This is a genomic window from Desulfonatronum parangueonense, from assembly GCF_054656975.1.
In genome coordinates, this window is sequence record NZ_BAAHXH010000003.1 from 855,096 (window position 1) to 880,202 (window position 25,107).

Here is a 25,107-nt window from a genome sequence, read left to right on the forward strand (position 1 = left end):
GTTAAGTCATACCGGCGAAAGCCGGTATCCAATCTAATTTTATCGGATGAGCTGAGTAGTTACTAAAACTGTCTCGATACAAGTAGGGGAAAAATAGATTGGGAGCAAGGGGGATGTTCTGATCTTATGCCTGAATAATCCGATGAATCGCTTTGCACCAGGCATCATGAGATAGTTTCCATCCGGAACACTTTTGTTTCCGGATGTTGAAACTGCCGGTAATGTAGCGAGCTATCAATTCTTTTGGCAGGAAGTCAAACAATTTTGAGGAGGAATTTATCAATACGTTGACGAATAATTGTACGATTGACGCAGCCAAAGGAAAAGGGTCGTTTCCGGATGAAAACGAGAGATCGGATCGCCCGAGCGATCGAGCTGCCCAAATCGGACATTGTTTACAAGTCCTGGCGCACAAGATAAGAATTCGTAACTACTCCGCTTGAGCAGGAAAAAGGGTTGCTGTTCAAAAACTTGCGACAAGCATGGCCTGGATTCCCGCCTTCGCGGGATGACTTTTTTTCAATGTCGTCTCTCAAGTCAGTCATGCCGGCGAAGACCGGTATCCAGTCATTTTTCTCGATTGAGCTGAATAGTTGCAAGAACTCCATCCTTTTTTCGGCTTGTGTTTTTGGTTCAGAGATATTTTGAACGTAACTATTCAGCACATACTCTATGGTCACTCGCCAGAGCTGGATTCCGGCTTTCGCCGGAATGATCATACCACGTCCTTTCCAAACCAAGTCATACCGACGAAGGCCGGTATCCAGTCCGACTTTTCTCGGCTGAGCTGAGTAGTTACCTTTGAAAGCTGAATTTTGGAAAATTGGGCACGAACGGAACCTTCGATTCGCAACACTTTACCTTACGTGCTTCCGGCTCTATCCTCTGTGTTTTGTCGGGGGCCGGATCCTTTTTGTTCCCGCCGCCAAGATGTTGTCGACGTGGTGCCGTATCCAGTGCGGCACTTTCCCCTCATGCAACTTCCAGCAAAGTACCGGATGATCCCGGAATGGAGCAGATTAACCCATGGCGAAACCGACTCGGTTCATAACGACTCTTTGTTTTCTGGCGCTGCTGATGAGTTTGATGCAACCCGGCACGGCCCGCTCTGATGTCGAGGCGCGGTATCCGACACAGACGCAATTGCGGGACTTGTTGGCCGCGCATCCGGAACTGGTTCTGGACGTGCTTCGCGAGCACCCGCTGGAACTGGTGCAGATCCTGGAACAGGGCCTGCTCGCAAAAAGAGAACTGGAGCGGCAACGCCAGGAGCAGGAAGACCTGGCCATGGACCGCAATCCCGAAATTTCCAAGGACCGCCCAATCCGCGGCAACCCGGTCGCACCCATTACCATTGTCGAGTATTCCGACTTCCTGTGCCCGTATTGCAGCCAGGCCACAGCCACGGTAAAGCGGCTTCTGGATCTGGATGATGACGGAGAGTTGCGACTGATTTTCAAGCATCTGCCCCTGAATCCCGTTTCCCGGGAACTGGCCCTGGCCTATGAAGCCGCGGCCATGCAGAGCCATGAAGCCGCCTGGCAGTTGCACGATCTTCTCTTCGAACGCCAGGCGGAACTTCGCGGCAATGCTGAAGCAGTCCTGGAAAGCATTGTCGCCCGCCTGGATATCGATCTGGATCGTTTTGCCGCGGACCGCGCAAGTCCTGAAGCGGCGGGACGGATCCTCAAGGATATGGAAGAGGCGCGAAGCTTCGGTTTCAGCGGCACGCCCATGTTTTTGATCAACGGCATTCCAGTGCGCGGCGCAGTCCCCCTTCAGGAATTCCAACGTGTTGTGGAAATGGCGGGAACCAAATCCAATGGCGCTCCCGCCGGCGAATAAGGAGCAAATGTATGTCCACCCCTGAAAACCCCAGTATAGCGCCGAATTTTATCAAGAATATCGTCGAGGAAGACCTGCGGGCCGGAAAAAACAACGGACGGGTGACCACCAGATTTCCCCCTGAGCCCAATGGCTACCTGCATATCGGTCATGCCAAATCCATCTGCCTGAATTTCGGTTTGGCCCGCGAATTCGGTGGCGTCTGCCATCTGCGTTTCGACGATACCAACCCGATCAAGGAAGATGTGGAGTATGTGGAGTCCATCAAGCGTGATGTGCGTTGGCTGGGCTTCGAATGGGAAGACAAACTGTTCTACGCCTCGGATTATTTTGATCAGCTCCATGAATACGCCTGCGAACTGATCCGGCGGGGCAAGGCCTATGTCTGCAGTCTGAGCGCCGAAGAAATCCGGCAATATCGAGGCACCCTGACCGAACCTGGTCGGAACAGTCCGTATCGTGAACGGAGCGTTGAAGAGAATCTGGACCTTTTTGCCGAAATGCGGGCCGGAAAGTTCGAGGAGGGGCAGCATGTGCTGCGCGCCAAGATCGACATGGCTTCGCCCAACGTCAGTCTGCGCGACCCGGTGATCTACCGGATCAAGAAGGCCGTTCATCATAGGACCGGCGACACATGGTGCATCTACCCCATGTACGATTTCGCGCACTGCCTGTCCGATGCCATGGAGGGCATTACGCATTCCATCTGCACTCTGGAATTCGAGAACAATCGGCCCTTGTATCACTGGTTTCTGGATGCCCTGGAAACCACTTGTCACCCGGAGCAGATCGAGTTTGCCAGGCTCAATCTGAGCTATACCGTGCTCAGCAAGCGCAAGCTGATCCAGCTGGTCCAGGACAAGTCCGTTTCAGGCTGGGACGACCCGCGCATGCCGACCATCTCCGGACTACGCCGCAGGGGCGTGCCTCCGGATGCGTTGCGTACCTTTTGCGACCGGATCGGCGTCTCCAGAGCGGATTCCATGGTGGACATTTCCCTGCTGGAGCATTGCGTCCGCGAGGCGCTCAATGTTCGCGCGCCGCGGGTGATGGTCGTGCTCAAGCCGTTGAAGGTCGTGATCACCAATTATCCCGAGGGCCAGGTGGAGGAGCTGGACGCCCCCCTGCACCCCGAAAATCCGGACATGGGTTCGCGAAAGGTACCTTTTGCCAGGGAACTGTACATTGAGCGGGATGATTTCATGGAGGACCCGCCGAAGAAATTCTTCCGGCTGGCCCCGGGCCGTGAAGTCCGCCTGCGCTACGGCTACTATATCACCTGCCGGGATGTGGTGAAGAACGAGCAGGGCGAGATCGTGGAACTGCGCTGCGTCTATGATCCGGCTTCCCGGGGCGGGGGAACCCCGGACGGCCGCAAGGTCAAGGCCACCATGCACTGGGTCTGTGCCCACACCGCAAAACCGGCCAGGGTGCGCATCTACAGCCATCTGTTTACCGTGCCCAATCCCAATGAAACGTCCGATGGCCGGGATTTCCGCGCCAATCTCAATCCTGATTCCCTGGAAGTGCTGGAAGGTTGCCTGGTCGAACCGCACCTGGCCACGGCCGAGTCCGGCAGCCGCTGGCAGTTCGAGCGACTGGGCTATTTCAACGTGGACCCACAGGACAGCACCCCGCAAGACCTGGTCTTCAACCGAATCGTCTCCCTGCGCGATACCTGGGCCAAGGTTCAAGCCGCGGAAGGCAGGAAAAAATAACTCGTAGCGAAGATGTTGGGGGGAACTCCGTCCCCCCAACATCTTCGCAATCGAAATCGCAATCGAAATCGCAATCGAAATCGCAATCGAAATCGCAAAATTGTAACAGTTTCTGTAACTACTCAGCAACCTAATGCTGTTGTCGGGTTTCGTTCGGAATCGGGGTCGGGATCGGTATCGAAGCGAAGCCATGTGGAAGGGCACCCCATTGTTTTCGAGACCGATTCCGACCCCGACCCCGATTCCGATTGCCGGAGAAAGAACGTGTGCTGAATAGTTACCAGTTTCTTTCAATAATTCCGAGGAGTGTCCCACATAAAACATCTGGACCCCGGCCGGGCCGGGGTGACAACCGAGTGAACTTGCCAACGCAGCACTCCATTACGTCATGCCGGCGTAGGCCGGTATCCAGGCAGCACGAAATTCCGATGGGAGGCTGCCAGACCTTTGAGCAAGGTATCTATTCAGCAAAATCCGCGAAAAAGATCTGGATAGCGATAGCGCCGGCGTTCGCCGGTATGACTGGATAGATGCAGCTTGCCACGATAAGTCATTCCGGCGAAAGCCGGAATCCAGTGCAGGTAAATGACCACCCTCCGGATGAACTGAATAGTTACCGAGCAAGTACAAATAATTATCGTAACGATCCAACTTGAGCTGGAAAAGTAACTTTTTCGATTTCGATTGCGATTTCGATTTCGATCGGAGGAGGATGTGCCCCGAATGCACGCTGAAAATAATATTCCCGGACCATCTTGAATGAGTGGAACTTAAATAGATACGTTCATGACGCGAAATAGAAAAATTTTCCGACTCGCACTGCGGATGATCGTTGTCATTTTGACGCTGACGGCTTTCGGGTGCGCCTCGGATGCGCCTTTGCGAAGCGTCTGCGCCGACGAACTGGGGTGCGTCTGGATTGAACCCGGCTCGCCGGTGAAGATCGTCAGTTTGCAGACCTTCAGCGGCCTTCAGGAAAGAATCAGCCGGGAGCATCTTCAGACGCTTGAGATGCTCATCGCGGAGCGGGGGGGCAAGCTGCATGGCCATCCTCTTGTCGTGGTCGCCGAGGATGAACAATGCTCTCGCGCCGGGGGGCTTGTTTCGGCCCAGAAAATCGTCACGGACAGGAATATCGTGGCCATCCACGGCCCGAATTGTTCCAGCGCGGCCATTCCGGCAGCGCGAATTCTTTCGGAAGCCGGTCTGGTTCTGGTTTCCGGTTCGGCCACGGCCCCCTCTTTGACGACCCGATCCGGTATGCCCGGCGAACACCGTCAGCCGGGTTTTTTTCGAACCGCCAGCAATGACGAATACCAGGGCATTGCCGCCGCTCACTTTGCCTATCATGTTCTCGAGGTTCGTCGTGCGGCCACGGTTCATGATCAGGATGCGTATGCCATGGGATTGTCTGAAGCCTTTGTCGCGGCGTTTCAAGAACTGGGCGGCGAAGTGGTTTATGTGGGAGCCATCAATCGCGGCGACCGGAACATGACCCCCCTGGTCCAGGCATTGGTCGGCCAACAGCCCGAACTTGTCTTCTTTCCCATCTTTTCCCGTGAGGGCAATTATTTTATCCAGGCACTCAGAAACCATCCCTTATCTGAAAAGTTGGCGCTGCTCAGCGCGGACAGCCTCCTGAATCGACCGTTTCTCGAAATCTGCGGCGATCTTTGTCAGGGGATGTTTTTCATTGCTCCGGGCAGCGCGGAAACCCCGGCCTATGTCTCTTATCTGGAGCGCTACTTCCGAAAATTCGGGGAAGGTCCCCAGGGATATTTTCATGCCCATGGGTATGATGCCGCGGTCATCTTGCTGCACGCCCTGGAACAATCCTCCTTTCCCGAACCGGACGGTTCGTTGCGTATCGAACGTCAAAGACTGCGTACCACCTTGTCCTCAATCCAAGATTTTCCCGGACTGACCGGCAGGCTGAGCTGCAACGAGTTCGGCGACTGCGGCAATCCGCGATTCAAACTGGTGAGATTGTCCCAGGACATGGAATTCGAACAACTGCTGAATAACGTTATCGCCGTGCATGCTCCACTGGAGCGACAAAATTTCTCCGCCAGTCAATGATGATCCAGAAAGCCGTGGTCCGGAGATGGCGAAGCGCGCCCATCGGGTTCAAGTTCGGGGCCGTTATGGCCTTCATGATGTTCCTGATCCTTTTCACGGCGGTTATCGGTTCCATAGCCCTGCGCATGACCCTGAACCATGTCGAGTCCGTAATCCTGACGAGTACGGAGATCCGGGAACTGACCATGGAAATCGACAGGGAATTGCAGCATGCCCGGCAACTGGAACGAGCCTTTTTCATGCAATGGCCGCGGATCGGGTTTGAGCAGGCCATGGCAGCCTCTGGATACCAGGCGAAGCAGCGGATTCGGAAAGTAATCGAACTGACCGGTTCCTTGCGCAATAAACTGGATAATTCGGCCATCACTCTTGAATTGCAGGAGGCTGTCCTGCATCTGGAGTTCTATCTTTCCGCCGCGGAACGCTATGCCGGAACCTTTGGTGATGCCGTGGTTCTGGTTTCCGAATTGGCCCGCCAGGAAACTGGACGCCAGACCAATCTTGCTGTTCTCTCCGACATATTTGTCGAACGGATCGAGATGCTGCAGGCGAACGATTTGCTGCTGCTGTTCCGCACATACCAGACCTGGCAGAATCTTTACCTGGGAACCCGGCAACGTCCGGACATGCAGTCCGCACTGAACGTCTTGAAGTCGTTACGGGAATCAATACTCTCGACACAAAATCTGACGGATGTAAGCCGCCAGGATCTCTTGAACATTCTTGTGGCCCTTGAATATGTCATTGCGCAAATCCTGGAACTGGACTGGCATCTGGAAGGCAAATTCCGGGAATTCGACCTGCAGGTCAACGCGCTGATGCCGATATCCGAACAATTGACGACCATGGCCCGTCTGGAAGTGGATCGGGCCAGGGACGGCATCGACAAGACCCGCTTGAACACGACGCTGCTTTTGTTCCTGGCCGTGCTTTTCGCCATGGCTCTGGGCATGTCCACGGCCCTGGTCATGCACCGTTCCATAACCCGCAAATTCGCGGCATTGGCCCTGGCCGCGGACCGGTTGCGGGGCGGCGATTTCCAGGCCCGGGCCACTGTGCGTTCCAGCGACGAGATCGGGCGTCTGGCCGAAACCTTCAATACCATGGCCGAGCGGATCAGCAACCTGATGCACGATCTGCAGCAACGTTTCGAGATGAGTCAGATCCGACTCTTTCAAGGCATTGAATCCATTGAGGAAGGTTTTGCCCTCTTCGACAAGCGTGGCGGTTTGGTCACGGCCAACCGGAACGTGATCAAGCTTCTGCCGCCCACTGGACATGTTTTGCGACCCGGTGCAACATTTCGGGAGTGTCTTTCCTCGGTGATTGACGAAGGGTTGTTCCAGGGGGAAAGGGCTTCGGCCTGGATGGAAGCCCAACTGCAAATGTTTCACCGCGGAGAGGGATCGGATGAACTGCGATTGACCAGCGGGCGCGTGCTCAAGATTCGATATTCCCGGACCCAACATCAAGAGACCGTGGTCCTGCTGGAAGACGTGACTGAACGTGAACGGATGGAGGAGCAACGGCTGGACATGGAGCGCCAGTTGCTGCATACGCAGAAACTGGAGAGCCTCGGGGTGCTTGCGGGAGGCATAGCCCATGATTTCAATAATCTGCTTTCCGCAATGATGGGCAATATGGAGCTGGCGCTGACTCTGCCGTCCCTTAAGGACCCGGCCCGGAATCGGATTCTGCGAGCCCATACTGCCGCGCGGCGGGCAGCGGATTTGACCCGGCAGATGCTGGCCTACTCCGGCAAGGGAGGCTTTGAGGTCCGTCCTCTCATGCTCAATGAGCTGGTCCAGGACAACGTGCATATTTTCCGGACCGCCCTCTCGAAAAACATTCGACTGGTTCTGAATCTCGCACCGTCCCTGCCCCTGATTCGCGCCGATTCCGGTCAGGTCCAGCAGGTGATCATGAACCTGATCACCAATGCCGCGGAGGCCATTGGGGATCATCCAGGAACCATGACCTTGTCCACCAGGGTGCGCTATTGCGATGAGAGTTGCGTCCAACGTTCCCGCACTACGGTAAAACCTGATCCAGGCTGGCATGTCCAGCTTTCGGTCCAGGATACGGGAGACGGAATGAGCGATGAGGTCCAGTCCAGGCTGTTCGATCCGTTCTTCAGCACCAAGTTCACCGGACGAGGACTGGGCTTGTCCGCCGTGCTCGGCATTATTCAGGGACATCACGGCGGTATCATCGTGGAGAGTTCACCTGGATCCGGGACAACCTTCGAGGTTCTTTTCCCCCTGGATGAAGCGGTGATCCGAAATAATCCAAATGATGAGGAACCGCCGCACGGGGAGGGGGCGCTCCGTTCTGAAATGAGTCAGACGATCCCGGAGTTGGTGCTTGTTGTGGATGACGAGGAAATGGTTCGAGAATTGTCCGTGGAGGCGTTGCAGCATCTTGGATATTCGGTCCTGGTCGCCGGGGACGGGCAGGAAGGGGTGCGGATTTTCAAGGAGTATCAGGAGCATATCGGCTGCGTTATTCTGGATTTGATGATGCCGAACATGGACGGCGTGACGACGTTTGCCGAGTTGCGCAAAATCCACAAGAGTATTCCGGTCATCCTCTGCAGCGGGTACAGCTCTCAGGAGACCGAACAGCGCTTTGCGGAAGATCGTCCGACAGCCTTTCTCCAGAAACCCTTCAGCATCCAATCCCTCCAAAAAGCACTGCAAACCGCGTTCAACTCGTATTCGTAAATCATTCCGCATAATCCAAATCGCAACCGAAATCGAAAAGTTCACTGCCATGACCATTTCCATCAAAAACAGCACTTCAACCTCCCTGTTGTACTCATTCACCCTCAAATCCAGGCCGGATTTCGAACCGTGAACTCCGATCATTCCGCTTCCGCGGTTCTGGACGACCATGGCACAATGCCGGAGACCGGCGCCCAGGCCATGGTCCTGAGAGGACACCTGGATGTGGGTTCCACTGGAGCGGTCTGGCGAAAGATTCGAAAGTCTTTGGGGAAAAGCCGAGCCAGGACATTGGATCTGGACGTTTCCGGGCTGGAGTATGTGGACAGTTCCGGGCTGGCCTTGTTTTCGGAACTGAAAGACCATCTTCAGTCCCAGGGAGGAGAGTTGCGGCTGCTCGGCCTGCGTTCCGATCTGCATTCGCGGTTGGAGCATTTTCGGGAATCAGCCCAGGCCGCCACGGCTCCGCGGCGGCGTACCGGAACCCTGGAAAAGGTCGGCCGCGGAGCCGAGGTGTTCTATCAGGACATTCGGGAACTGGTGGGGTACGTCGGCGCGTTCACCGCGGGGTTTGCCCGGGCTGTGCGTCATCCGGGATCCATACGCTGGCGGGACTTCTGGCTGAACTGCGAGACCGTGGGCGCCAACGCCGTATTGATCATCGCCCTGATCGGCTTCCTGATGGGGCTGATCATCTCCTTCCAATCCGCCATGCCCCTGCGCATGTTCGGAGCCGAGATCTACGTGGCCCGGCTGCTGGGGCTGTCCATGATTCGGGAACTGGGGCCGCTGGTCACGGCGATCATTCTGGCCGGCCGTTCCGGGGCCTCCTTTGCCGCGGAGCTGGGGACCATGAAGATCAACGAGGAACTCAACGCCCTGACCACCATGGGCCTCGATCCCATCCGGCTGCTGGTGGTGCCCCGGATGCTGGCGGCCATGTTCATGACCCCGCTGCTGACCATGCTGTTCATCGTGTTCAGCCTGATCGGCGGAGCCGTGGTCATGCTTTCCCTGGGCTACCCGCTGATCACCTATACGACCCAGGTGACCATGTCCGTGGGCATGGGAGATCTCTTCAACGGCTTGTTCAAGGCGTTCGTGTTCAGCATCCTGGTCGGCTGGATCGGGTGCGTGCGCGGACTCCAGACCGGCCACGGCGCCTGGGCCGTGGGAGCGGCCACTACCAGCGCCGTGGTCAGCGGGATTATCCTGATTGCCGTGGCGGACGGCATTTTCGCGGTGGTACAGTATGTCTTCAATTATTAATCAAGAATCGCCTGAATCGACCGGGAAAGAGCCGATCATCTCGGTCCGCGACCTCCGCGCCGGATATGGGGATGCGGTTATCCTGAAAGACGTCTCATTGGACGTTCTGCCCGGCGAGATCCTCGTACTGCTGGGCGGATCCGGATGCGGCAAAAGCACGCTGCTCAAGCAGATGATCGGCCTGGAAACGCCCATGCAAGGGCAGGTTCTCATCGAGGGCCGCGACGTACACGCGGCACAAGGCGAGGAACGGATGCGCATCCTGCACAGCTTCGGCGTGAGCTACCAGACCGGAGCCCTGTTCGGCTCCTTGAGTCTTCTGGAAAACATCCTGCTGCCGCTGGAGGAATGCACGGACCTTCCCGAGCCCCTGCGGGAAAAGATCGCCCGGATGAAGCTGGCCCAGGTGGGGTTGGACGGTTTCGAGCACCATGCCACATCGGAACTCAGCGGCGGCATGGTCAAGCGCGCGGCCATCGCCCGGGCCATGGCCCTGGATCCGCACATCCTCTTTCTGGATGAACCTTCCGCCGGCCTGGATCCCGTGACTTCCGCGGAACTGGACGAGCTGATCCTCGAACTGGCCAGAAACATGAACATGACTTTCGTAATCGTCACCCACGAGCTGGCCAGCGTGTTCGCCATTGCCGACAGGGTGATCATGCTGGACAAGGGCAAGCGGGGCATCGTGGCCCAGGGAGATCCCCGGGAACTTCGGGATACGGCCACCGATCCGGTGGTGGTGGACTTTTTTCATCGTCATGCACGGCATGAACGGCAACATCATTCGTCAAGCAAGGCTTCTTCATGAGCGCTCAGGCAAATTACGTCAAACTCGGGCTTTTCGTGCTGTCCACCCTGATGCTGATCATCGGAACATTGATCGTTCTGGGCGGCGGGAGACTCTGGACGGAGCACATCGGCGTGGAGACGTATCTGGACGAGTCGGCCCAGGGGCTGGAGATCGGTTCGGTGGTCAAGATGCGCGGCGTGCAGGTGGGCAATATCCAGAACATCAGTTTCGTGTACATCAAGTATCCGGAAGCCTTTGAGGCGGGACACCGTTACGTGCTGGTGGAGATCGGGCTGCAGCCGGACAAGTTCGGCGACGTATCCCGTGATGAGTTCCCGGTTCTGCTGGCCGAGGAAATCAGAAACGGCCTGCGGGTGCGCATCACTCCCCAGGGACTGACCGGTGCTGCCTTTCTGGAACTGGACTACACCAGCCCGTTCCGGGCCCCCCCGCTGCCCATCAACTGGCAGCCCGCCCGCCCATACATACCCTCGGCTCCAGGCACCATAGCCCGGTTCGAGGAAACCTTTGAATCCGTCAGCAGAACCTTGAAGAACATCGAGGCCGTCAATCTCGAGGAGTTCGTCGAACGTCTGGAAGACCTCGTATTAATGGTTCTGGGCAAGGTCGAGAGTATCCAAACCGACCTGATCAGTTCCGAAGTCGTGGGACTGCTCGAGGAATTGCGGCAGACGAACGCCCGTTTTTCGCGGCTGCTTGGAGACGTGGACGCCGACGAGCAGGTTGAGGCCGACGTGCACGGCATTCTTGCCGAGATCTTCCAGACCGTCCGGGAGATGCGATCCATGGCCGAAGGGATGAACCATTGGATCCAGAGCGAGGAGGGCGGGGTGGAGGACCTGCGGCTGGGCGTGGCCGACCTGCGGCGATCCATGACCCTGGCTCCGGAGATGATTGATGAGTTTTCGGCCGCCGCGGATACCGCCCAGCAAAGCTTCGCTCAATTGCAGCAGATGCTGCGGCAGGTGCAGATACGTTTGACATCGCAACTGGAGCAGATCGACGCCCTGTTGCACAACCTGGAACGTTCCAGCGAAAACGTGCGCGAGATCACCGATGACGCCAGGGATTATCCTTCCAGGCTTTTCTTCGGCGAACCGCCGCGGGGTTCCCGGAACTAGGAGTCGCGACATGACCGAAAGATACCGGATTCTCGTCCTTGGCCTGCTGCTCCTGACCATTGCCGGGTGCGCGACCCTGTCCCGCCCGGATCCGGACCGACGCCACTACATGCTGCAGGTGGAGCGGCCCCAAATCCCTTTTGACGAATCCATCACCGCGAAGGGCGTTTTGGCCGTGCGCACCTTCCGCGTGGCTTCGGCCTATGACGCCAGGGGGATCGTGACCATCCGTTCCGGAGGACGGGTGGAGAGCGATTTTTATGACCAGTTTTTTCTGCTGCCCGGGGAGATGATTTCCAGTCAGATCCGGCAATGGCTCAGGGGCTCCGGAATGTTCACCCTGGTTACGGATCTTGGCGGGCTGAAGGAATCTAACTGGATCCTGGAAGGGGTTGTGCAGGAACTCTACCGGGATTATCGCACCGGCTCCCCTCAGGCCGTGCTGGCGATGCAGATCCTGCTTCTGAGGTCGGATCAATTCGGCGCCATGGATATGGTGTTCCAGGACAACTATCGTCAGGTCCGGGATTTGCCGGATGATTCCACCCAGTCGCTGATCGGCGCCTGGAACGACGCCCTGGAGCATGTCCTGATGGATCTTGAAGACAGGCTGCGAGAGGTCATGGCCGCCACTTCGGACAATCCACGATAGGTCAAGTCGGCGAACCCGGCCGGTGCTTTTACCGCTTTGCCGCGGTTCATCCGGACCAGGAAACAGTCGCGCATGGTCATGACTCACCGGATCTACGCCGCCGCCACCCACGTTTTCGACCTTCTTCAAGCCTGGGAGTCCGAGACCAACCGCAAGATCGTCACGGCGCTCCTGGTGACTCTGTTTCTCTCGTCCTGATCGTTATCGAAATTATCCTGGGATTCTGATACCGACAGCAGAAACATCGCGGCGAACTGATGCGCAGCGAGACCAGATATCGCTTCATGGCCGCCAAAAAACTTGTCGCCTTGGGGATTGCTGGTTGCATTTCCGGGATCAGGGCTCTATGGCGGCTGGGAATTTCTCTTTGAGAGACGAACATTCGCCTTTTTCGCCACCTTCTGTACCGTGCTGATCTTCAGCGACATTCTCCTGGTGCACGTTTGGCACCGTTTTTTGCCGATATTCCATGCCGTTCTGCGCAATTCCGGATACGCCGTTTCCATATTGCTGTTGCGCCTGTCTCTGGCGGCTCATCCTATTATGACGCCGGAATCGGCCTGGCCGCGGCATTGTTCGCCCTGGCCTTGACCTGGACCTGCAACAATTTCTATGGATCCAGGGACGGCTGAATCCATATCCGTCATCCATCAGCAACGGTAACTCATGCGACAAGTGCCCAGCACATTGTTGCCTGAATGGCTGAACATTCCGGACGGGCGTCGAGATAGAGAGGTGACGGAGTTGCGGTAGAGCCGAAACAAGGCTAACAACTTGAGGAGTCATGTTCGTCATGCTCTTGCATCGCCTTTGTTGCTTTGTAACCACTCAGCACATTCTGCAACAAGATCTGGATTGTTCCGGCTTGTCTCGATTTTTTGGCATCGCCTGTCTGACTGAGCCAGGATTCGTTCATCGAACCATTGCCGGACGCATGAAGCACATAATGATGTTTATTCATGCAGTGGTTCGATGTTACGAAGCCGGCGAAGGAGTTGCGATGCCGAAAAATCGAGACAAGCCGGAACGAAACTGAGTAGTTACGTTGCTTTTTGAGTGCAAGGAACATGTGCGGCGCTATCAATGACATAATCAGAGGTTCGAATTTTTTAATGTTGAAAGCATGTCATCTTACCTTGATCATCGTCTTGCTGGTCATGACAGTCTGTGCTTCAAAAGCTGAAGCGGAAACAGTCTATGTGTCGGATGTGCGGGAAATTTCAAAACGGAATGGCCCGTCCACGGGGCATCGCATCCTCAGCATGTTGCCCGCCGGTGCGAAAATGGAGTTGCTGGAGGAACGGGACGGCTGGCTTCGGGTACGCGGGCCAAATAATGTCGAGGGCTGGGTGCTGAAGCGATTTACCAGCGAGGAAGTGCCGGTGAGCCTGAAATACCAGACCCTACGCGAGAAATTCGACGCGCTGCATGCCGCGTCCAGCGGTGCCCTGGGCCGCATCGCCGAACTGGAGGAAGTCAACAAGAACCTGATGGAGGTTCTGTCCACCACATCAAACAATCTTGTAAGTCTGGACCGGGAACATGCCGCCCTGCGGCAGGATGCCGCCAATGTTCTTGATCTGCGAGAACGCTACGACCTGATGGCCGTGGAACTGGCCGCGGTACAGGCTGAAGCCGAAGCGTTGCGCCAGGACAACAGCCGGATGAAAAAACTGGATCGCTTTTACTGGTTTCTTAGTGGCGGCGCGGTTTTTCTGGTCGCCTGGCTGGCCGGGGTGATCACCGGACGCATGCAGGGCAGGCGCCGGAACACGTTGCAGTACACCTGAATCGACGAAACTATCCAGCACACTCATTATTTGGTCGTTCACCTGCACTGATTTCCGACATTGCCGCAAGGACGTGTCGCAGCAAGCCGTTTCCACATCAGGCACACCGGTGAACTCCGGCGCAATCGCTATCCAGGTTTTCTTTTCGGTTTTTGAAACTGTTCAGCTTCGTTCCGGACTGTCTCGTTTTTTTGGCATCGTAACTCTCTCGCCCTCGTCGGCTTGGCAACATTGAACCATTGCTCGAACAAACCACATCCGGCGCTTCGGGCGTTGAGTAATGGTTCGATGAACGAATCCTGGCTCAGTCGGACAGGCGATGCCGAAAAATCGAGACAAGCCGGAACACTCCGGTCTTATCCTGAAAGTACTGAGTCGTTGTCAATTTTTGCCGCATAGGTTCGAGTCGACTCCATTTTCTCTTCATCCGGCGAAATCTCCACCAGGGAGTGCTCACCGACAAGGAACGTCATGCTCAACAACAACGAACTGATCGATCGAGTCATGGACAGAATTTCCGGCAAGATCGCCGAGGAATTGCGCAAGTCCATGGTGCAGGCTCTGGAAGCCGAGCTGAAGCAGAACATCACCCGGGCCATGATGCAGGGCGAGTTCTACCGGATCATGAATTCCGAACTCCAGGATGGATTGAAGCAGATCTACAAGGAAATCTCCCATGCCAAAAAGCATGACGGCCAGTCCTTATCCACGGCCGATGACGGGTCTCAGACCTCATCGCTGATCTCGGAAGCCTCGGACCAGCTGGACGAGATCCTGATCGCCACGGAACAGGCCGCGGTCCAGGTCATGGACATCGTGGAAAACCAGATGGAACTTCAGGCCGAGATGACCGCCATCCTGGAACGATTTCGCAGCGGAGGCGCCCGGGCCGCGGACGTCAACGCCCTGATCGCGACGAATCAGCAGCTCAGCGATGATTTCATGCGGATCATGACGGCCCTCTCCTTTCAGGACCTGACCGGCCAGCGGATCAAAAAAATCATTGCGGCCATCAAGCAGGTTGAGCGGATTACCCTGGATCTGTTCGTGTCGACGGGATTGAAGATCAAGGGGCTGAATGAGGACCCGAACAGGGATATCCAGACATTGAATACCGAGGCCCAACAGAAGGTTTCCGAACTCAAGGGGCCGCAGACCGATGCCAACCAGCAGGACGTCGACGATCTGTTGGCGCAGCTTGGGCTGGACTGACTACTGTGTTCTGTTCCATGTATTATCCGCCAATTAATCCGGATCTGAATCCGGGCATCGCCGGAATCGCGTTCCTACGGAGCTGTGTCACGCAATGAATTCCGCGCATTTTGCCAATTATCCGGTCTTTCATCTCCAGATCGGCGAATGCTTTCTCTCCAGGGAGCCGACATTGGTCTGTACCGTTCTCGGATCCTGCGTCGCTGTTTCTTTTTTTGAACCCATGATCCGCCTGGGGGGCATTTTCCATGCCCTGCTTCCGGACTCGCCGGCCAATGACGAGGGAGCGTCAACCACTCAGCCCTGCCGGTTTGTGGATCAGTCCATTCAACGAATCCTCCTGGCCGTGGAACGCAATGGCGGCCGGCGCAGGGACATTCAGATCAAGGTTTTCGGCGGCGCCGAATTGTTCGGCTTTTCCGGCGGGACAGGTTCGGTGGCGAACAGTGTCGGCCGGAAAAACGTCCGAACGGCTATTGTTGAACTGGAAAAAGCCGGCTTGCGGATCATGGCCTCGGATGTGGGGGGGGCGCTGGGACGCAAGTTGTATTTCTTAAGTGATACGGGGGAAGTCTGGGTCAAGCGCATTCAACGAACCCTGTTTTCGGATTAGTTCTGGCTGATCCCGGCTGCGTCCATCGCGAACAATGCGTACTGCAATAAGATGGAATAGCCAGTGCATGCTCCGGATCGCAATCGAAATCGCAATCGAAAAAAACAAATAGGTATTCGATGCCGATTGCGATTTCGATTGCGATTTCGATCCAGACAATAATGCCTGGATTTTATTCATTTACTCCGTGGACCTTGATACGCCACACCGGCCCACGTCCTCCGGCCGTCACATTTGAGCCAAAGAGAGCGCAATCGTGAAATCAAAAATCAAAGTACTGGTCGTTGATGATTCGGCCCTGGTCCGCCAAACCCTGATCGAGCTTTTGACTTCGGATCCGGGGATCGAGGTCATCGGGGCGGTGGGTGATCCCTATGCCGCGGTGGAGCGGATGAAGGAAATCGTCCCGGATGTGATGACCCTGGACGTGGAAATGCCGCGCATGGACGGCCTGACCTTCCTGCGCAAGATCATGACCCAGCATCCGATTCCGGTGATCATCTGTTCCACCCTCACCGAGCAGGGCGCGGAAACCACTCTCAAGGCTCTGGAATATGGAGCCATGGAGATCATCCAGAAGCCCAAGGTCGGCACGAAAAAATTCTTCGAGGAGTCTCGAATCAGAATCTGCGATGCGGTCAAGGCCGCGGCCAGCGCCAAGCTGAAACCCTATTCCTCCATCCAGGTAAAGCCAAAGTTGAACGCCGATGCCGTCATCCCCATGTCGCCTGCCCGCAAGGCCATGGTCAAGACAACGGAAAAAGTCGTCGTGGTGGGGGCGTCCACCGGAGGAACCGAGGCCTTGCGCATTCTGCTGCAGTCTTTGCCCATGGATTGTCCGGCCATCGCCGTGGTGCAGCATATGCCGGAAAACTTCACCGCGGCTTTTGCCAAGCGACTGGACGGCATCTGCCGAATAACCGTCCGCGAGGCCGTGGATGGCGATACGATGCTGCGCGGGCAGGCGCTCATCGCCCCGGGGAATCGCCATTGTCTGCTCAAGCGCAGTGGGGCGAGATACTATGTGGAGATCAAGGACGGTCCGCTGGTCTCCCGGCACCGTCCCTCGGTGGATGTCCTGTTCCGGTCGGCGGCCCGCTATGCCGGGGCCAATGCCGTGGGGGTGATCATGACCGGAATGGGGGACGATGGAGCCAAGGGTATGCGCGAGATGTTCGACGCCGGGGCCCATACCGTGGCCCAGGACGAACAAACCTGCGTCGTGTTCGGGATGCCCCATGAGGCCATCAAAAAAGGCGGAGTGCGCAAGGTGCTGCCCCTGGGCGGTCTGGCCGGGGAAATTCTGCGCATGAGCTGATTTTTTGCCGGCGGTCTTTCAACGGACTTCCATGAGGGCATCCCGTTGCGTCTTGGTGAAAAGAAACCTATCCTCTACGGGCAAGCCCAGTGATTGTTGGTGCGTCCGGTAGAGTTGCAGATAATTGAGGGTGGATGATTGCAATTTGTCGAGACCGAAATGTTGCGCGGTCCGTTGGATGGATTCCGGCGTTCCCTCCAATTCCACCACTTGAGCGAAGGGCAAGGTGTCCAGGCAAATGATGCAGGATTCCCACTGCCAGATGACCCTGTATTTCTGGTACCGAAATACAACAACATAACCGAGAAGTTCAAGAATTTTCCGTAGTGCGGCCATGTCGCCCACTGTTGTCTCGATTTCTTTCAGGATCTTGTATCGTGGATCATCCGCCGCGGGGGATTCAGGCTTCATTTTCAAGGTCAAAACGACTTCTCCCGCATGGCGGAGGCGAAGGAGGATGTTTTGGCTGCGCAGCAACCTGTCAGGCTTGTCGAAAATGAGATTGTCTTCAAACCCCTGGGAGCAAAACGCCGCTCCCTCTCTTGTGAGCCGCTCCGTGAGCAAATCCATGTCCGGTTCCAGAAATTTTTGTTCAATTTCCAATGCCACAACCGCTCCTTTGAACGAGGAAGACTATAGGAAAGCCACTTACATGCCGAAGGCCGTTTTGACTTGTTTGTAACTGCTCAAAAACTTCTGGCAATGAACAGGATAAGTCCTGGGAGCGCCGCACCCCAGTGCGGCATACGGTGTAACGCACAAAGGGTAAAGTTCCGGCTGAAATATTGCCCTGTAGCTTGGTCACGAAACACCCGCGTCGATGGGAACAAAAAAACTCTATGATTACAATATACGGTTGGATCGTTAAATTTCAGTATGTTAGGCGGCAAGCTGTGCTATACTTTCTCATCTTATTGTTTAGTGATTCACCAAAGCGCGAGCGGCGACCTTTTTAATAATTTGCAAACAATTATTTAAAATCAATGATGATTTAATTGGTTTTTGAGGTGGGGGCAATTCGATCGTGATCCAGCTTGTTGGCTTGAAATTTGACAAAGTATTGCATGATGCTATCCCTCTCGCTACGATATGCAATACTTTACCAGGAGGCCAACATGTCTTCTTGTCTATCGCCAGATCAAAAGCTTGCCCCTCCCTTCTCGGAACAACCATGCTGGCAAATCGAACCCCTTGCAACTCGACTCAACTACTCAGTTCCCTCTACACGGCGTTTTTTGAGCGTGGTTGGATACCACAGAAGCTTTTCCCACAATGGCAAATGGTACACTCTGAAAAGCATTCCCAAGTTCGGCCACGACGGGTTATGGTTTTCGGACGACATCGGCTTTTCCAGGGTAGGCAATCTCAACAAAACCCTTGTCAGGCTGGTCAATCGCAGCCCCAAGGGAATTACTGCCGAGGCCTTGGGAGAAATACTGCGTTGTCGATGTCATTCGGTGCTTGTCCAGTTGTGCAGGCAGGGGCGGTTGCAGCGGGACAAAATTGGACGTTCTTTCGTCTATTTTTCCCAGGATATGACCACTGCCGACAAGCAACGCCAATCCGCGGCAAATCGGGCCATGCCATCGGAATTGCTTCCTGCCGAGATCGCGGTTTTCGTCTTGGCGGAATTCATCCGGTCCCCCAATCTCAGCTTCGAGGAACTGGCAATGCATATAAAGCGCACAAGGCATGTGAGCATCAAAGCAGCCCAGATCGAAAAGCTGTTTGCGCAGCACGGGTTAAAAAAAACTCCAGAAACTACGGCCCGCAAGCAATCGAGGCGTTGAAACGATGTCAGGCGCTTCTGCAACGGGAAATATCCCCGGCGGCATTATTCCCAAAACCGCCAGTGGTGTCTTTTGTTCCGGAGCAGGAAAACTGCACATGCACCCATCCGCGACTTGTCCAGAAAACGCGCAGAAAAGTTGTTTACAGCATGGCCGGACCATTCATCGCACATGAAACCGTACTTAACTGCCCTCAATGCTCACGAGCCATGGGCTCCGAAACGCTGCTCCGAATGGTGCCGACTCGATGCAACGTGGCCTATGACGTCTTGGTCTTTGTCGGCCAGGCTCTGTTCAGAAACTTCCGCACACTCGACGAAGTGCAAACTGAACTGAAAATGCGCAACACGCACATCAGCCTCTCAGAGATCGACTACCTGGGCCGCAAGTTCATCAAGTATCTGGCCCTTGCTCATGCCCAAGCCGCGCCCTGCATCCGCCAGAAAATGCGGATGGCCGGCGGATATGTCCTCCACCTGGACGCCGCCCATGAAGGAGATGCGCCAACCTTGTTCAGCGGCCTGGACAGTCTGAGTCAATTTGTTCTGGGCAACATCAAAGCACCCAGCGAAAACGCCGTCCACATCAAACCGTTCCTGAAGAACATTCAAGACACGTATGGTACGCCGGTTGCCTGCGTCCATGACATGGGCACCGGCATTTGCAAGGCGGTCAACGAAACCTTCCCCGGCATTGCCGACTTCATCTGCCATTTCCACTTTCTGCGTGATGCCGGCAAAGACTTCCTGGAACCGGCATACTCGCGATTGAGAAACCGCCTGAAATCATTTGCAGCGACTACCAACCTGCGAGCACTCATTCGGCAAATACGGCAATCGCTGGGGCAAAGCCCTGATTTACCCTTGCTGGTTGATGCAGTGAATACAAAAACTCCGCCCCATAATGTCGAAATGCTGCCGTCTTTGTCCGCGTATTCTCTGGCGCTATGGGCCTTGCAGGGCAAAAACAACGGCAACGGATATGGCTTTCCCTTTGATCGTCCGTTGCTGGAGTTTACTGAGCGAATGCTTGAATTAGACCGGTATTTGCCCAGGCTCCTTGAACACCCCTGCGGCCTTGAAGATAACCACAAACCTCTGCGCGTCTTGGCAAAAAAGATATCCAACATCGCCAATGATCCCGAATTGGTCCAGGCAACGACAGAACTGCGATGGCGCGTCGAAGTGTTTGACGATCTGCGCAACGCCATGCGCATTGCCACGCCGGACGAAAATAACGGCCTCAACGATGACGGTTCGTCTGAAGCCATGTCAACCATCCGCCAGGGTGTTGAAAAGTTCCGACATAGGCTCCAAAAGGAAAGCCGTTTGGCTGATGACCAGCTTTGCCTCAAAATGGAGCAACAAATTGATAAATACGGTAAAAAGCTCTTTGCCGACCCCATTATGGTAGCCAGTCCGCAAGGCTTTGTCACAATCTACCCTCAGCGGACCAATAACATTCTCGAACGCTTATTCCGCGGCCTGAGAAGAGGCCATCGCCGCAAAACCGGCAACAATTCCATGCGAAGAACACTACAGGCGATGATCGCCGATACTCCGCTTGTCAAAAACCTGGACAATCCCGCATACATGGAAGTGCTTCTCAACGGAAAAGACAGCCTGGAGGAACTCTTTGCCAGTATCAGGTACGAGGACGAAAAGGACAGCAACAGTTCAAACGGAGACACCGACCGGATACTCCCTGGTGGGCGTGCAATCATCAAAAAGCAAGGGTTACCACAACAGATCCTCGAGTTGTTCATGAAAACGAAATCAGCTCAAGACAGTCAATCCAACTGAATTTTGTAACCATAGAAAAAACTCTTCGCCCGATCTTTTTGTGCAGTTACACTTGTTTTTGCTGTGGAAACTCATGATGTGCGGTCCAAAGTTTTCTTGCCTCGTCAACCGCCTTGCGTGAACCGAAAGTGACATGGAGCCGATGAATGTATGACAAGCAGTTAGTCGCGTTGCAGCAGGTCAAGAAGTATGAGGTCATCATCAAGCAGTTCGTCCAGGATGAGCGCGGTGTCAGCCTCATCTACACGGATGACGCCATTGCCGCGAAGATTCTTCGCAATACTTTTTCCAGCCATCTGCAACTGAAGGGAGACTGCCTGCGCTTCGCCATGCGTGAGAATGAAATGCTCAAGGAGGCGCGGCGGATCATCGAACTCAGGGGCAAAATTCTTTTTTTCATTGAGCGGGTCGTGGACAACCGTAGCAACAATCAGTTGATCAAATTTCTGAAGACAACCTACCCTGAGGCGTCGATCATCTTGATGACCACGGAGACCGATCGAAATCTGCTCGTGTACTTGCACGAAATAGGAGCGGACAATTTTATTGTCAAACCGGTTTCCGTGAACACATTGATTGAAAAGATCGCGCTGACCATTCGGCCCCAGGGGCAGTTGCCCAAGCTGGTGGGGCTGGGCAAGGAACTGGTCCAGAACGGGGAGTACCAGAAGGCGCTCGAAACGGCGGACAAACTCCTTGAAATCAAGCCCAACAGTTCGGCGGCATTGATGATCCAGGGAGACGCCTACCTGCGGATGGGCCGGGATGAGGAAGCCTTGCAGAGCTATCTGGAGGCAGCCGAATATGCAAAGATGTACCTTGAACCCCTGAAAAAGATTGTCGAGTTTTTTCGTCAAAAGCAGGACGTGTCGTCCCAGTTGGCCTACCTGGAAAAACTGGAACGCTTGAGCCCCATGAACATGGACCGAAAAATCGAGATTGGAGAATTGCATCTCGATCAAGGCAACCTGGATACGGCCCAGGATTATTTCCAGGAAGCCGTGAAAATTTCCACCAAACAGGCCAGGGACATGATCGACCAGGTCAAGTTGACCGTGGCTGAAGCCTGTCTGAAAAAGGACGCGGGAATGGCCGAAAGGTATTTTCGGGAAATCCTGGACGGCAAATCATCGCTCTCCCAGTCGGATGTCCACGTTTTCAACCGCCTGGGAATCGCTTTGCGCAAACAGGGCAAATGGGAGCAGGCCGTCAAGGAATTCAAGAAGGTCCTTAATGTTGCCAACGACACTGAAGTCATTCATTATAATATCGGCATGGCGTACATGGAAGGCGGTCGGTACTGGGATGCTCACGATGCCTTTGAAAAAGCGATGAAAATCAATCAAGCCGGGATACTTGGAAATGACGTAACCACCTACAACATCGGGGTGGTGATGCAGCAGTTGAATAAACGGGACAAGGCTCTCGCTATGTTCCAGCGGGTCAAGGAGCTGAAGCCCGATTTTCCCGGAATTGACAAGCGCATCTCCGATGTTAGTTAGCTGCAGGGTAGCTCGTGAGCAAGGTTGTCATTGTGAATTCGGAACAGGTCGGGGTTGACGATGATTTTACGGTCGCGCATGTTTGACTGAGTCAGGAATCGAACATGTAGTGCGCGACGCTGATCAGCTTGTTCCGGTTGGGCCGCGAAATCAACGAAAAGATTCTGGTCGCGGTGTTGCGAATTTGTTTGTTCTCGTGAATGCCATTTTCTCTCGGAAGCAACTGGCGCAATTGGCGCGAAAAAAATAAGGAACAACCCTTGTCCGCAGAAATCAGCGACCCTCGTATAGAGGGCGACTTGCAGGTAGAGGATCTCCTGGAACAGCCCAAGCGCTACAAGGTGCTGCTCCACAATGACGATTATACGACCATGGAATTTGTCGTGCATGTCTTGAAAACGGTCTTCGGCAAGTCCGAAAGCGAAGCGTCCATGGTGATGCTCAAGGTGCACCAGGAGGGCGTGGGAATATGCGGAATCTACACCGCGGAGATCGCCGAAGCCAAGGTGGCCATGGTTCATCACATGGCGCGGAAAAGGGGTTTTCCATTGAAATGCACCATGGAAGAGGTATAAAATATGGTCAGTAAGGAATTGCAGCGCTCCTTCTTGGTTGCGGTGCGTGAAGCCAGGGTGCGCAACCATGAATTCTTGACCCTGGAACATCTGCTTTACGCGATGATCAGAAACTCCACGGCAAAGGACATCCTGGAGCATTGCGGCGTGGAATTGGGCAAATTGAAGAGCCAACTGGAACGTTTTTTTCTGGAGCACATGCAGGTCATGCCCACCGGCGGCATGACGGAAGTGGTTCAGACCCCCAGCCTGCAACGGGTGATCCAGCGAGCCATCCTGCATGTCCAATCCTCCGGCAAGGCGGAAGTCACCGTGGGCGACGTCCTGGCCTCCATCTGCCAGGAGCAGGAATCCTACGCCAACTATTTCCTGCAGTCCTTTGGCGTGGATCGACTGGACATTCTGGAGTTCATCTCCCACGGCATGCCGGTCCAAGCCCAGCCCGCAGAGGAAGAGGCCTGCACCGAGTGTCGCGGATCGGACCAGAAGCAGAAGAAGGAATCATTTCTGGAACAGTTTACCGTGGATCTGGTGGCCAAGGCCAAGGCTGGTGAAATCGATCCCCTGGTGGGCAGAAAGCTGGAACTGCACCGTACCATGCAGATCCTGGCCCGCCGGCGCAAAAACAATCCCATCTACGTGGGTGATCCCGGTGTGGGCAAGACAGCCCTGGCCGAAGGCTTGGCCCTGCGCATCGCGGAAGGAGATGTGCCGGAGTATCTCGGAAAGGCCATGATCTACGCCCTGGACATGGGAGCAATTCTGGCCGGCACCAAGTACCGCGGCGACTTCGAAGCCCGGATCAAGGGCGTGCTCAAGGAATTGGAAGCCATCCCGGACGCGATCCTGTTCATCGACGAGATCCACACCATTGTCGGCGCCGGCGCCACCAGCGGTGGAAGCATGGATGCATCAAACCTGCTCAAGCCCGCCCTGGCCTCCGGCAAGCTGCGCTGCATCGGCTCCACCACCTACGAGGAATTCAAGAATCACTTCGAGAAGGACCGCGCCCTGTCGCGGCGCTTCCAGAAGGTGGAGATCCCGGAGCCCAGCCGCGACGAGACAGTGCAGATTCTCCAGGGCCTGCGGCCTTATTACGAGGATCATCACGGAGTCCGATACGCGCCCAGTTCCCTGGAAGCCGCCGTGGATCTTTCCATTCGCCATCTCAACGATCGGTTTCTGCCGGACAAGGCCATCGATGTCATCGACGAGGCCGGCGCGGTGTTCAAGTTGAACGCCAAGGCAAAAAAGAAGAACGTGATCCGGCCGCTGGAGATGGAGCAGGTCGTGGCCCGCATGGCCCGCATTCCGGAAACCCGGGTATCCGCTTCGGACAAGACGCAGTTGCAGGAACTGGAAGGGCGATTGAAGGAAGTCATCTTCGGCCAGGACGAGGCCGTGGACAGCCTCGCCAAGTCCATCAAGCGTTCCCGGGCCGGTCTCGGCGCCGAACACAAGCCCACCGGATCGTTCCTGCTCACCGGTCCCACCGGCGTGGGCAAGACCGAACTGGCCCGGCAGTTGGCCCAGGTTTTGAACATCAATTTCCTGCGCTTCGACATGAGCGAATACATGGAGAAGCATGCCGTGGCCAGATTGATCGGGGCGCCTCCGGGATATGTCGGCTTCGAACAGGGCGGTTTGCTCACTGACGCCATCCGCAAGAATCCGCATACCGTATTGTTGCTCGATGAAATCGAGAAGGCGCACCCGGACCTGTTCAACATTCTGCTGCAGGTCATGGATTATGCGACCCTGACGGACAATGCCGGGCGCAAGGCCGATTTTCGGAACACGATCCTGCTGATGACGTCAAATGCCGGGGCCCAGGACATGAGCGTGGCCAACATCGGTTTCGGCGAGCCCGGCAAGGATGACCGCAGCCATATTGGCAAGAAGGCCGTGGAAAAGCTCTTTGCTCCGGAATTTCGCAACCGGTTGGACGCCACGATCTATTTCCACTCCCTGAACAACGATGTCATGGAGCGCATCGTGGAGAAATTCGTGAACGAGCTGAACGTTCAGCTCAAGGACAAACGGGTCAAGGTGACGCTGACACCGCGGGCGTTGGAGCACCTGGCTGAACGAGGGTTTGATCCGATCTATGGGGCCAGACCTCTGGGACGATTGATGCAGGAGACCATCAAGGATCCCTTGACCGACGAGATTCTTTTCGGGCGACTGGTCAAGGGCGGCAAGGTGGTGGTGGACGTCCCGGAGGAAGTGGATACGGACACGTCCAAGACCAGTGACTTTGTGTTCAACTACGAATAGCCCGGAG

22 protein-coding genes are annotated in these 25,107 nt (G+C 55.5%); 18 read left to right on the forward strand and 4 right to left on the reverse strand.

All coding sequences use genetic code 11. The features are described 5' to 3' along the window. Window positions 1-395 precede the first annotated feature (395 nt). Window positions 396-719 (reverse strand): hypothetical protein, encoded by a 324-nt coding sequence (locus ACYQ15_RS04295; RefSeq protein ID WP_459936289.1) that lies wholly within the window; start codon window positions 717-719, stop codon window positions 396-398. Between the two features lie 307 nt (window positions 720-1,026). On the opposite strand from ACYQ15_RS04295, the gene ACYQ15_RS04300 reads away from it, so the two are divergent. The 9 genes from ACYQ15_RS04300 to ACYQ15_RS04340 all read left to right on the forward strand — a co-directional run bounded on the left by ACYQ15_RS04300 (window position 1,027) and on the right by ACYQ15_RS04340 (window position 12,419). Continuing rightward, window positions 1,027-1,845: a DsbA family protein gene (locus ACYQ15_RS04300; RefSeq protein ID WP_459936290.1), complete on the forward strand. Its 819-nt coding sequence runs from the start codon at window positions 1,027-1,029 to the stop codon at window positions 1,843-1,845. Window positions 1,846-1,856: 11 nt separating this feature from the next. After that, window positions 1,857-3,563 (forward strand): glutamine--tRNA ligase/YqeY domain fusion protein, encoded by a 1,707-nt coding sequence (locus ACYQ15_RS04305; RefSeq protein ID WP_459936291.1) that lies wholly within the window; start codon window positions 1,857-1,859, stop codon window positions 3,561-3,563. Between the two features lie 786 nt (window positions 3,564-4,349). Further along, window positions 4,350-5,642: a branched-chain amino acid ABC transporter substrate-binding protein gene (locus ACYQ15_RS04310; RefSeq protein ID WP_459936292.1), complete on the forward strand. Its 1,293-nt coding sequence runs from the start codon at window positions 4,350-4,352 to the stop codon at window positions 5,640-5,642. Continuing rightward, window positions 5,639-8,365, forward strand: coding sequence for a hybrid sensor histidine kinase/response regulator (locus ACYQ15_RS04315; RefSeq protein WP_459936293.1), 2,727 nt, complete (start codon window positions 5,639-5,641; stop codon window positions 8,363-8,365). Before ACYQ15_RS04310 ends, ACYQ15_RS04315 begins: the two co-directional genes overlap by 4 nt. Before the next feature lie 129 nt (window positions 8,366-8,494). Continuing rightward, a complete protein-coding gene (locus ACYQ15_RS04320; protein ID WP_459936294.1) occupies window positions 8,495-9,634 on the forward strand; it encodes an ABC transporter permease in 1,140 nt (379 codons plus the stop codon). Beyond that, complete coding sequence (locus ACYQ15_RS04325; RefSeq protein ID WP_459936295.1) at window positions 9,618-10,445, forward strand: ABC transporter ATP-binding protein; 828 nt, start codon at window positions 9,618-9,620, stop codon at window positions 10,443-10,445. The genes ACYQ15_RS04320 and ACYQ15_RS04325 overlap by 17 nt, the downstream gene beginning before the upstream one ends. Further along, the gene (locus ACYQ15_RS04330) at window positions 10,442-11,569 is read left to right on the forward strand and encodes an MlaD family protein (RefSeq protein WP_459936296.1); all 1,128 of its coding nucleotides are present in this window, start codon (window positions 10,442-10,444) and stop codon (window positions 11,567-11,569) included. The genes ACYQ15_RS04325 and ACYQ15_RS04330 overlap by 4 nt, the downstream gene beginning before the upstream one ends. A 10-nt stretch (window positions 11,570-11,579) precedes the next feature. Then, the gene (locus ACYQ15_RS04335) at window positions 11,580-12,221 is read left to right on the forward strand and encodes an ABC-type transport auxiliary lipoprotein family protein (RefSeq protein ID WP_459936297.1); all 642 of its coding nucleotides are present in this window, start codon (window positions 11,580-11,582) and stop codon (window positions 12,219-12,221) included. A gap of 72 nt (window positions 12,222-12,293) precedes the next feature. Beyond that, complete coding sequence (locus ACYQ15_RS04340) at window positions 12,294-12,419, forward strand: hypothetical protein (RefSeq protein WP_459936298.1); 126 nt, start codon at window positions 12,294-12,296, stop codon at window positions 12,417-12,419. Window positions 12,420-12,557: 138 nt separating this feature from the next. Here ACYQ15_RS04340 and ACYQ15_RS04345 read toward each other — a convergent pair whose 3' ends face one another. Together ACYQ15_RS04345 and ACYQ15_RS04350 are read right to left on the reverse strand one after the other, a co-directional pair. Then, complete coding sequence (locus tag ACYQ15_RS04345; protein ID WP_459936299.1) at window positions 12,558-12,758, reverse strand: hypothetical protein; 201 nt, start codon at window positions 12,756-12,758, stop codon at window positions 12,558-12,560. 229 nt (window positions 12,759-12,987) lie between these two features. Next, window positions 12,988-13,182 (reverse strand): hypothetical protein, encoded by a 195-nt coding sequence (locus tag ACYQ15_RS04350; RefSeq protein ID WP_459936300.1) that lies wholly within the window; start codon window positions 13,180-13,182, stop codon window positions 12,988-12,990. Window positions 13,183-13,333: 151 nt separating this feature from the next. On the opposite strand from ACYQ15_RS04350, the gene ACYQ15_RS04355 reads away from it, so the two are divergent. From ACYQ15_RS04355 to ACYQ15_RS04370, 4 genes are all read left to right on the forward strand, one after another. After that, on the forward strand, window positions 13,334-14,011 hold the full coding sequence (locus ACYQ15_RS04355) for a TIGR04211 family SH3 domain-containing protein (RefSeq protein ID WP_459936301.1): 678 nt from the start codon (window positions 13,334-13,336) through the stop codon (window positions 14,009-14,011). A 471-nt stretch (window positions 14,012-14,482) separates the two neighbouring features. Continuing rightward, window positions 14,483-15,223: a protein phosphatase CheZ gene (locus tag ACYQ15_RS04360; RefSeq protein ID WP_459936302.1), complete on the forward strand. Its 741-nt coding sequence runs from the start codon at window positions 14,483-14,485 to the stop codon at window positions 15,221-15,223. A gap of 94 nt (window positions 15,224-15,317) precedes the next feature. Then, window positions 15,318-15,836, forward strand: a complete 519-nt coding sequence (locus ACYQ15_RS04365; protein ID WP_459936303.1) for a chemotaxis protein CheD — start codon at window positions 15,318-15,320, stop codon at window positions 15,834-15,836. A gap of 256 nt (window positions 15,837-16,092) precedes the next feature. Beyond that, on the forward strand, window positions 16,093-17,154 hold the full coding sequence (locus tag ACYQ15_RS04370; RefSeq protein WP_459936304.1) for a protein-glutamate methylesterase/protein-glutamine glutaminase: 1,062 nt from the start codon (window positions 16,093-16,095) through the stop codon (window positions 17,152-17,154). A gap of 18 nt (window positions 17,155-17,172) precedes the next feature. Here ACYQ15_RS04370 and ACYQ15_RS04375 read toward each other — a convergent pair whose 3' ends face one another. Beyond that, window positions 17,173-17,763, reverse strand: a complete 591-nt coding sequence (locus ACYQ15_RS04375) for a class IV adenylate cyclase (protein ID WP_459936305.1) — start codon at window positions 17,761-17,763, stop codon at window positions 17,173-17,175. A gap of 632 nt (window positions 17,764-18,395) precedes the next feature. Here ACYQ15_RS04375 and ACYQ15_RS04380 point away from each other — a divergent pair. The 5 genes from ACYQ15_RS04380 to clpA all read left to right on the forward strand — a co-directional run bounded on the left by ACYQ15_RS04380 (window position 18,396) and on the right by clpA (window position 25,100). Beyond that, the gene (locus ACYQ15_RS04380) at window positions 18,396-18,944 is read left to right on the forward strand and encodes a hypothetical protein (RefSeq protein WP_459935726.1); all 549 of its coding nucleotides are present in this window, start codon (window positions 18,396-18,398) and stop codon (window positions 18,942-18,944) included. A 65-nt stretch (window positions 18,945-19,009) separates the two neighbouring features. Further along, window positions 19,010-20,746 carry a hypothetical protein gene (locus ACYQ15_RS04385; protein ID WP_459936306.1) on the forward strand — a complete coding sequence of 579 codons (1,737 nt, stop codon included), beginning with the start codon at window positions 19,010-19,012 and terminating at the stop codon, window positions 20,744-20,746. A gap of 146 nt (window positions 20,747-20,892) precedes the next feature. Then, a complete protein-coding gene (locus tag ACYQ15_RS04390) occupies window positions 20,893-22,248 on the forward strand; it encodes a tetratricopeptide repeat protein (RefSeq protein WP_459936307.1) in 1,356 nt (451 codons plus the stop codon). 260 nt (window positions 22,249-22,508) lie between these two features. Beyond that, complete coding sequence (gene clpS / locus ACYQ15_RS04395; protein WP_459936308.1) at window positions 22,509-22,823, forward strand: ATP-dependent Clp protease adapter ClpS; 315 nt, start codon at window positions 22,509-22,511, stop codon at window positions 22,821-22,823. Between the two features lie 3 nt (window positions 22,824-22,826). Next, the gene (gene clpA, locus ACYQ15_RS04400; protein ID WP_459936309.1) at window positions 22,827-25,100 is read left to right on the forward strand and encodes an ATP-dependent Clp protease ATP-binding subunit ClpA; all 2,274 of its coding nucleotides are present in this window, start codon (window positions 22,827-22,829) and stop codon (window positions 25,098-25,100) included. Window positions 25,101-25,107: the final 7 nt, after the last annotated feature.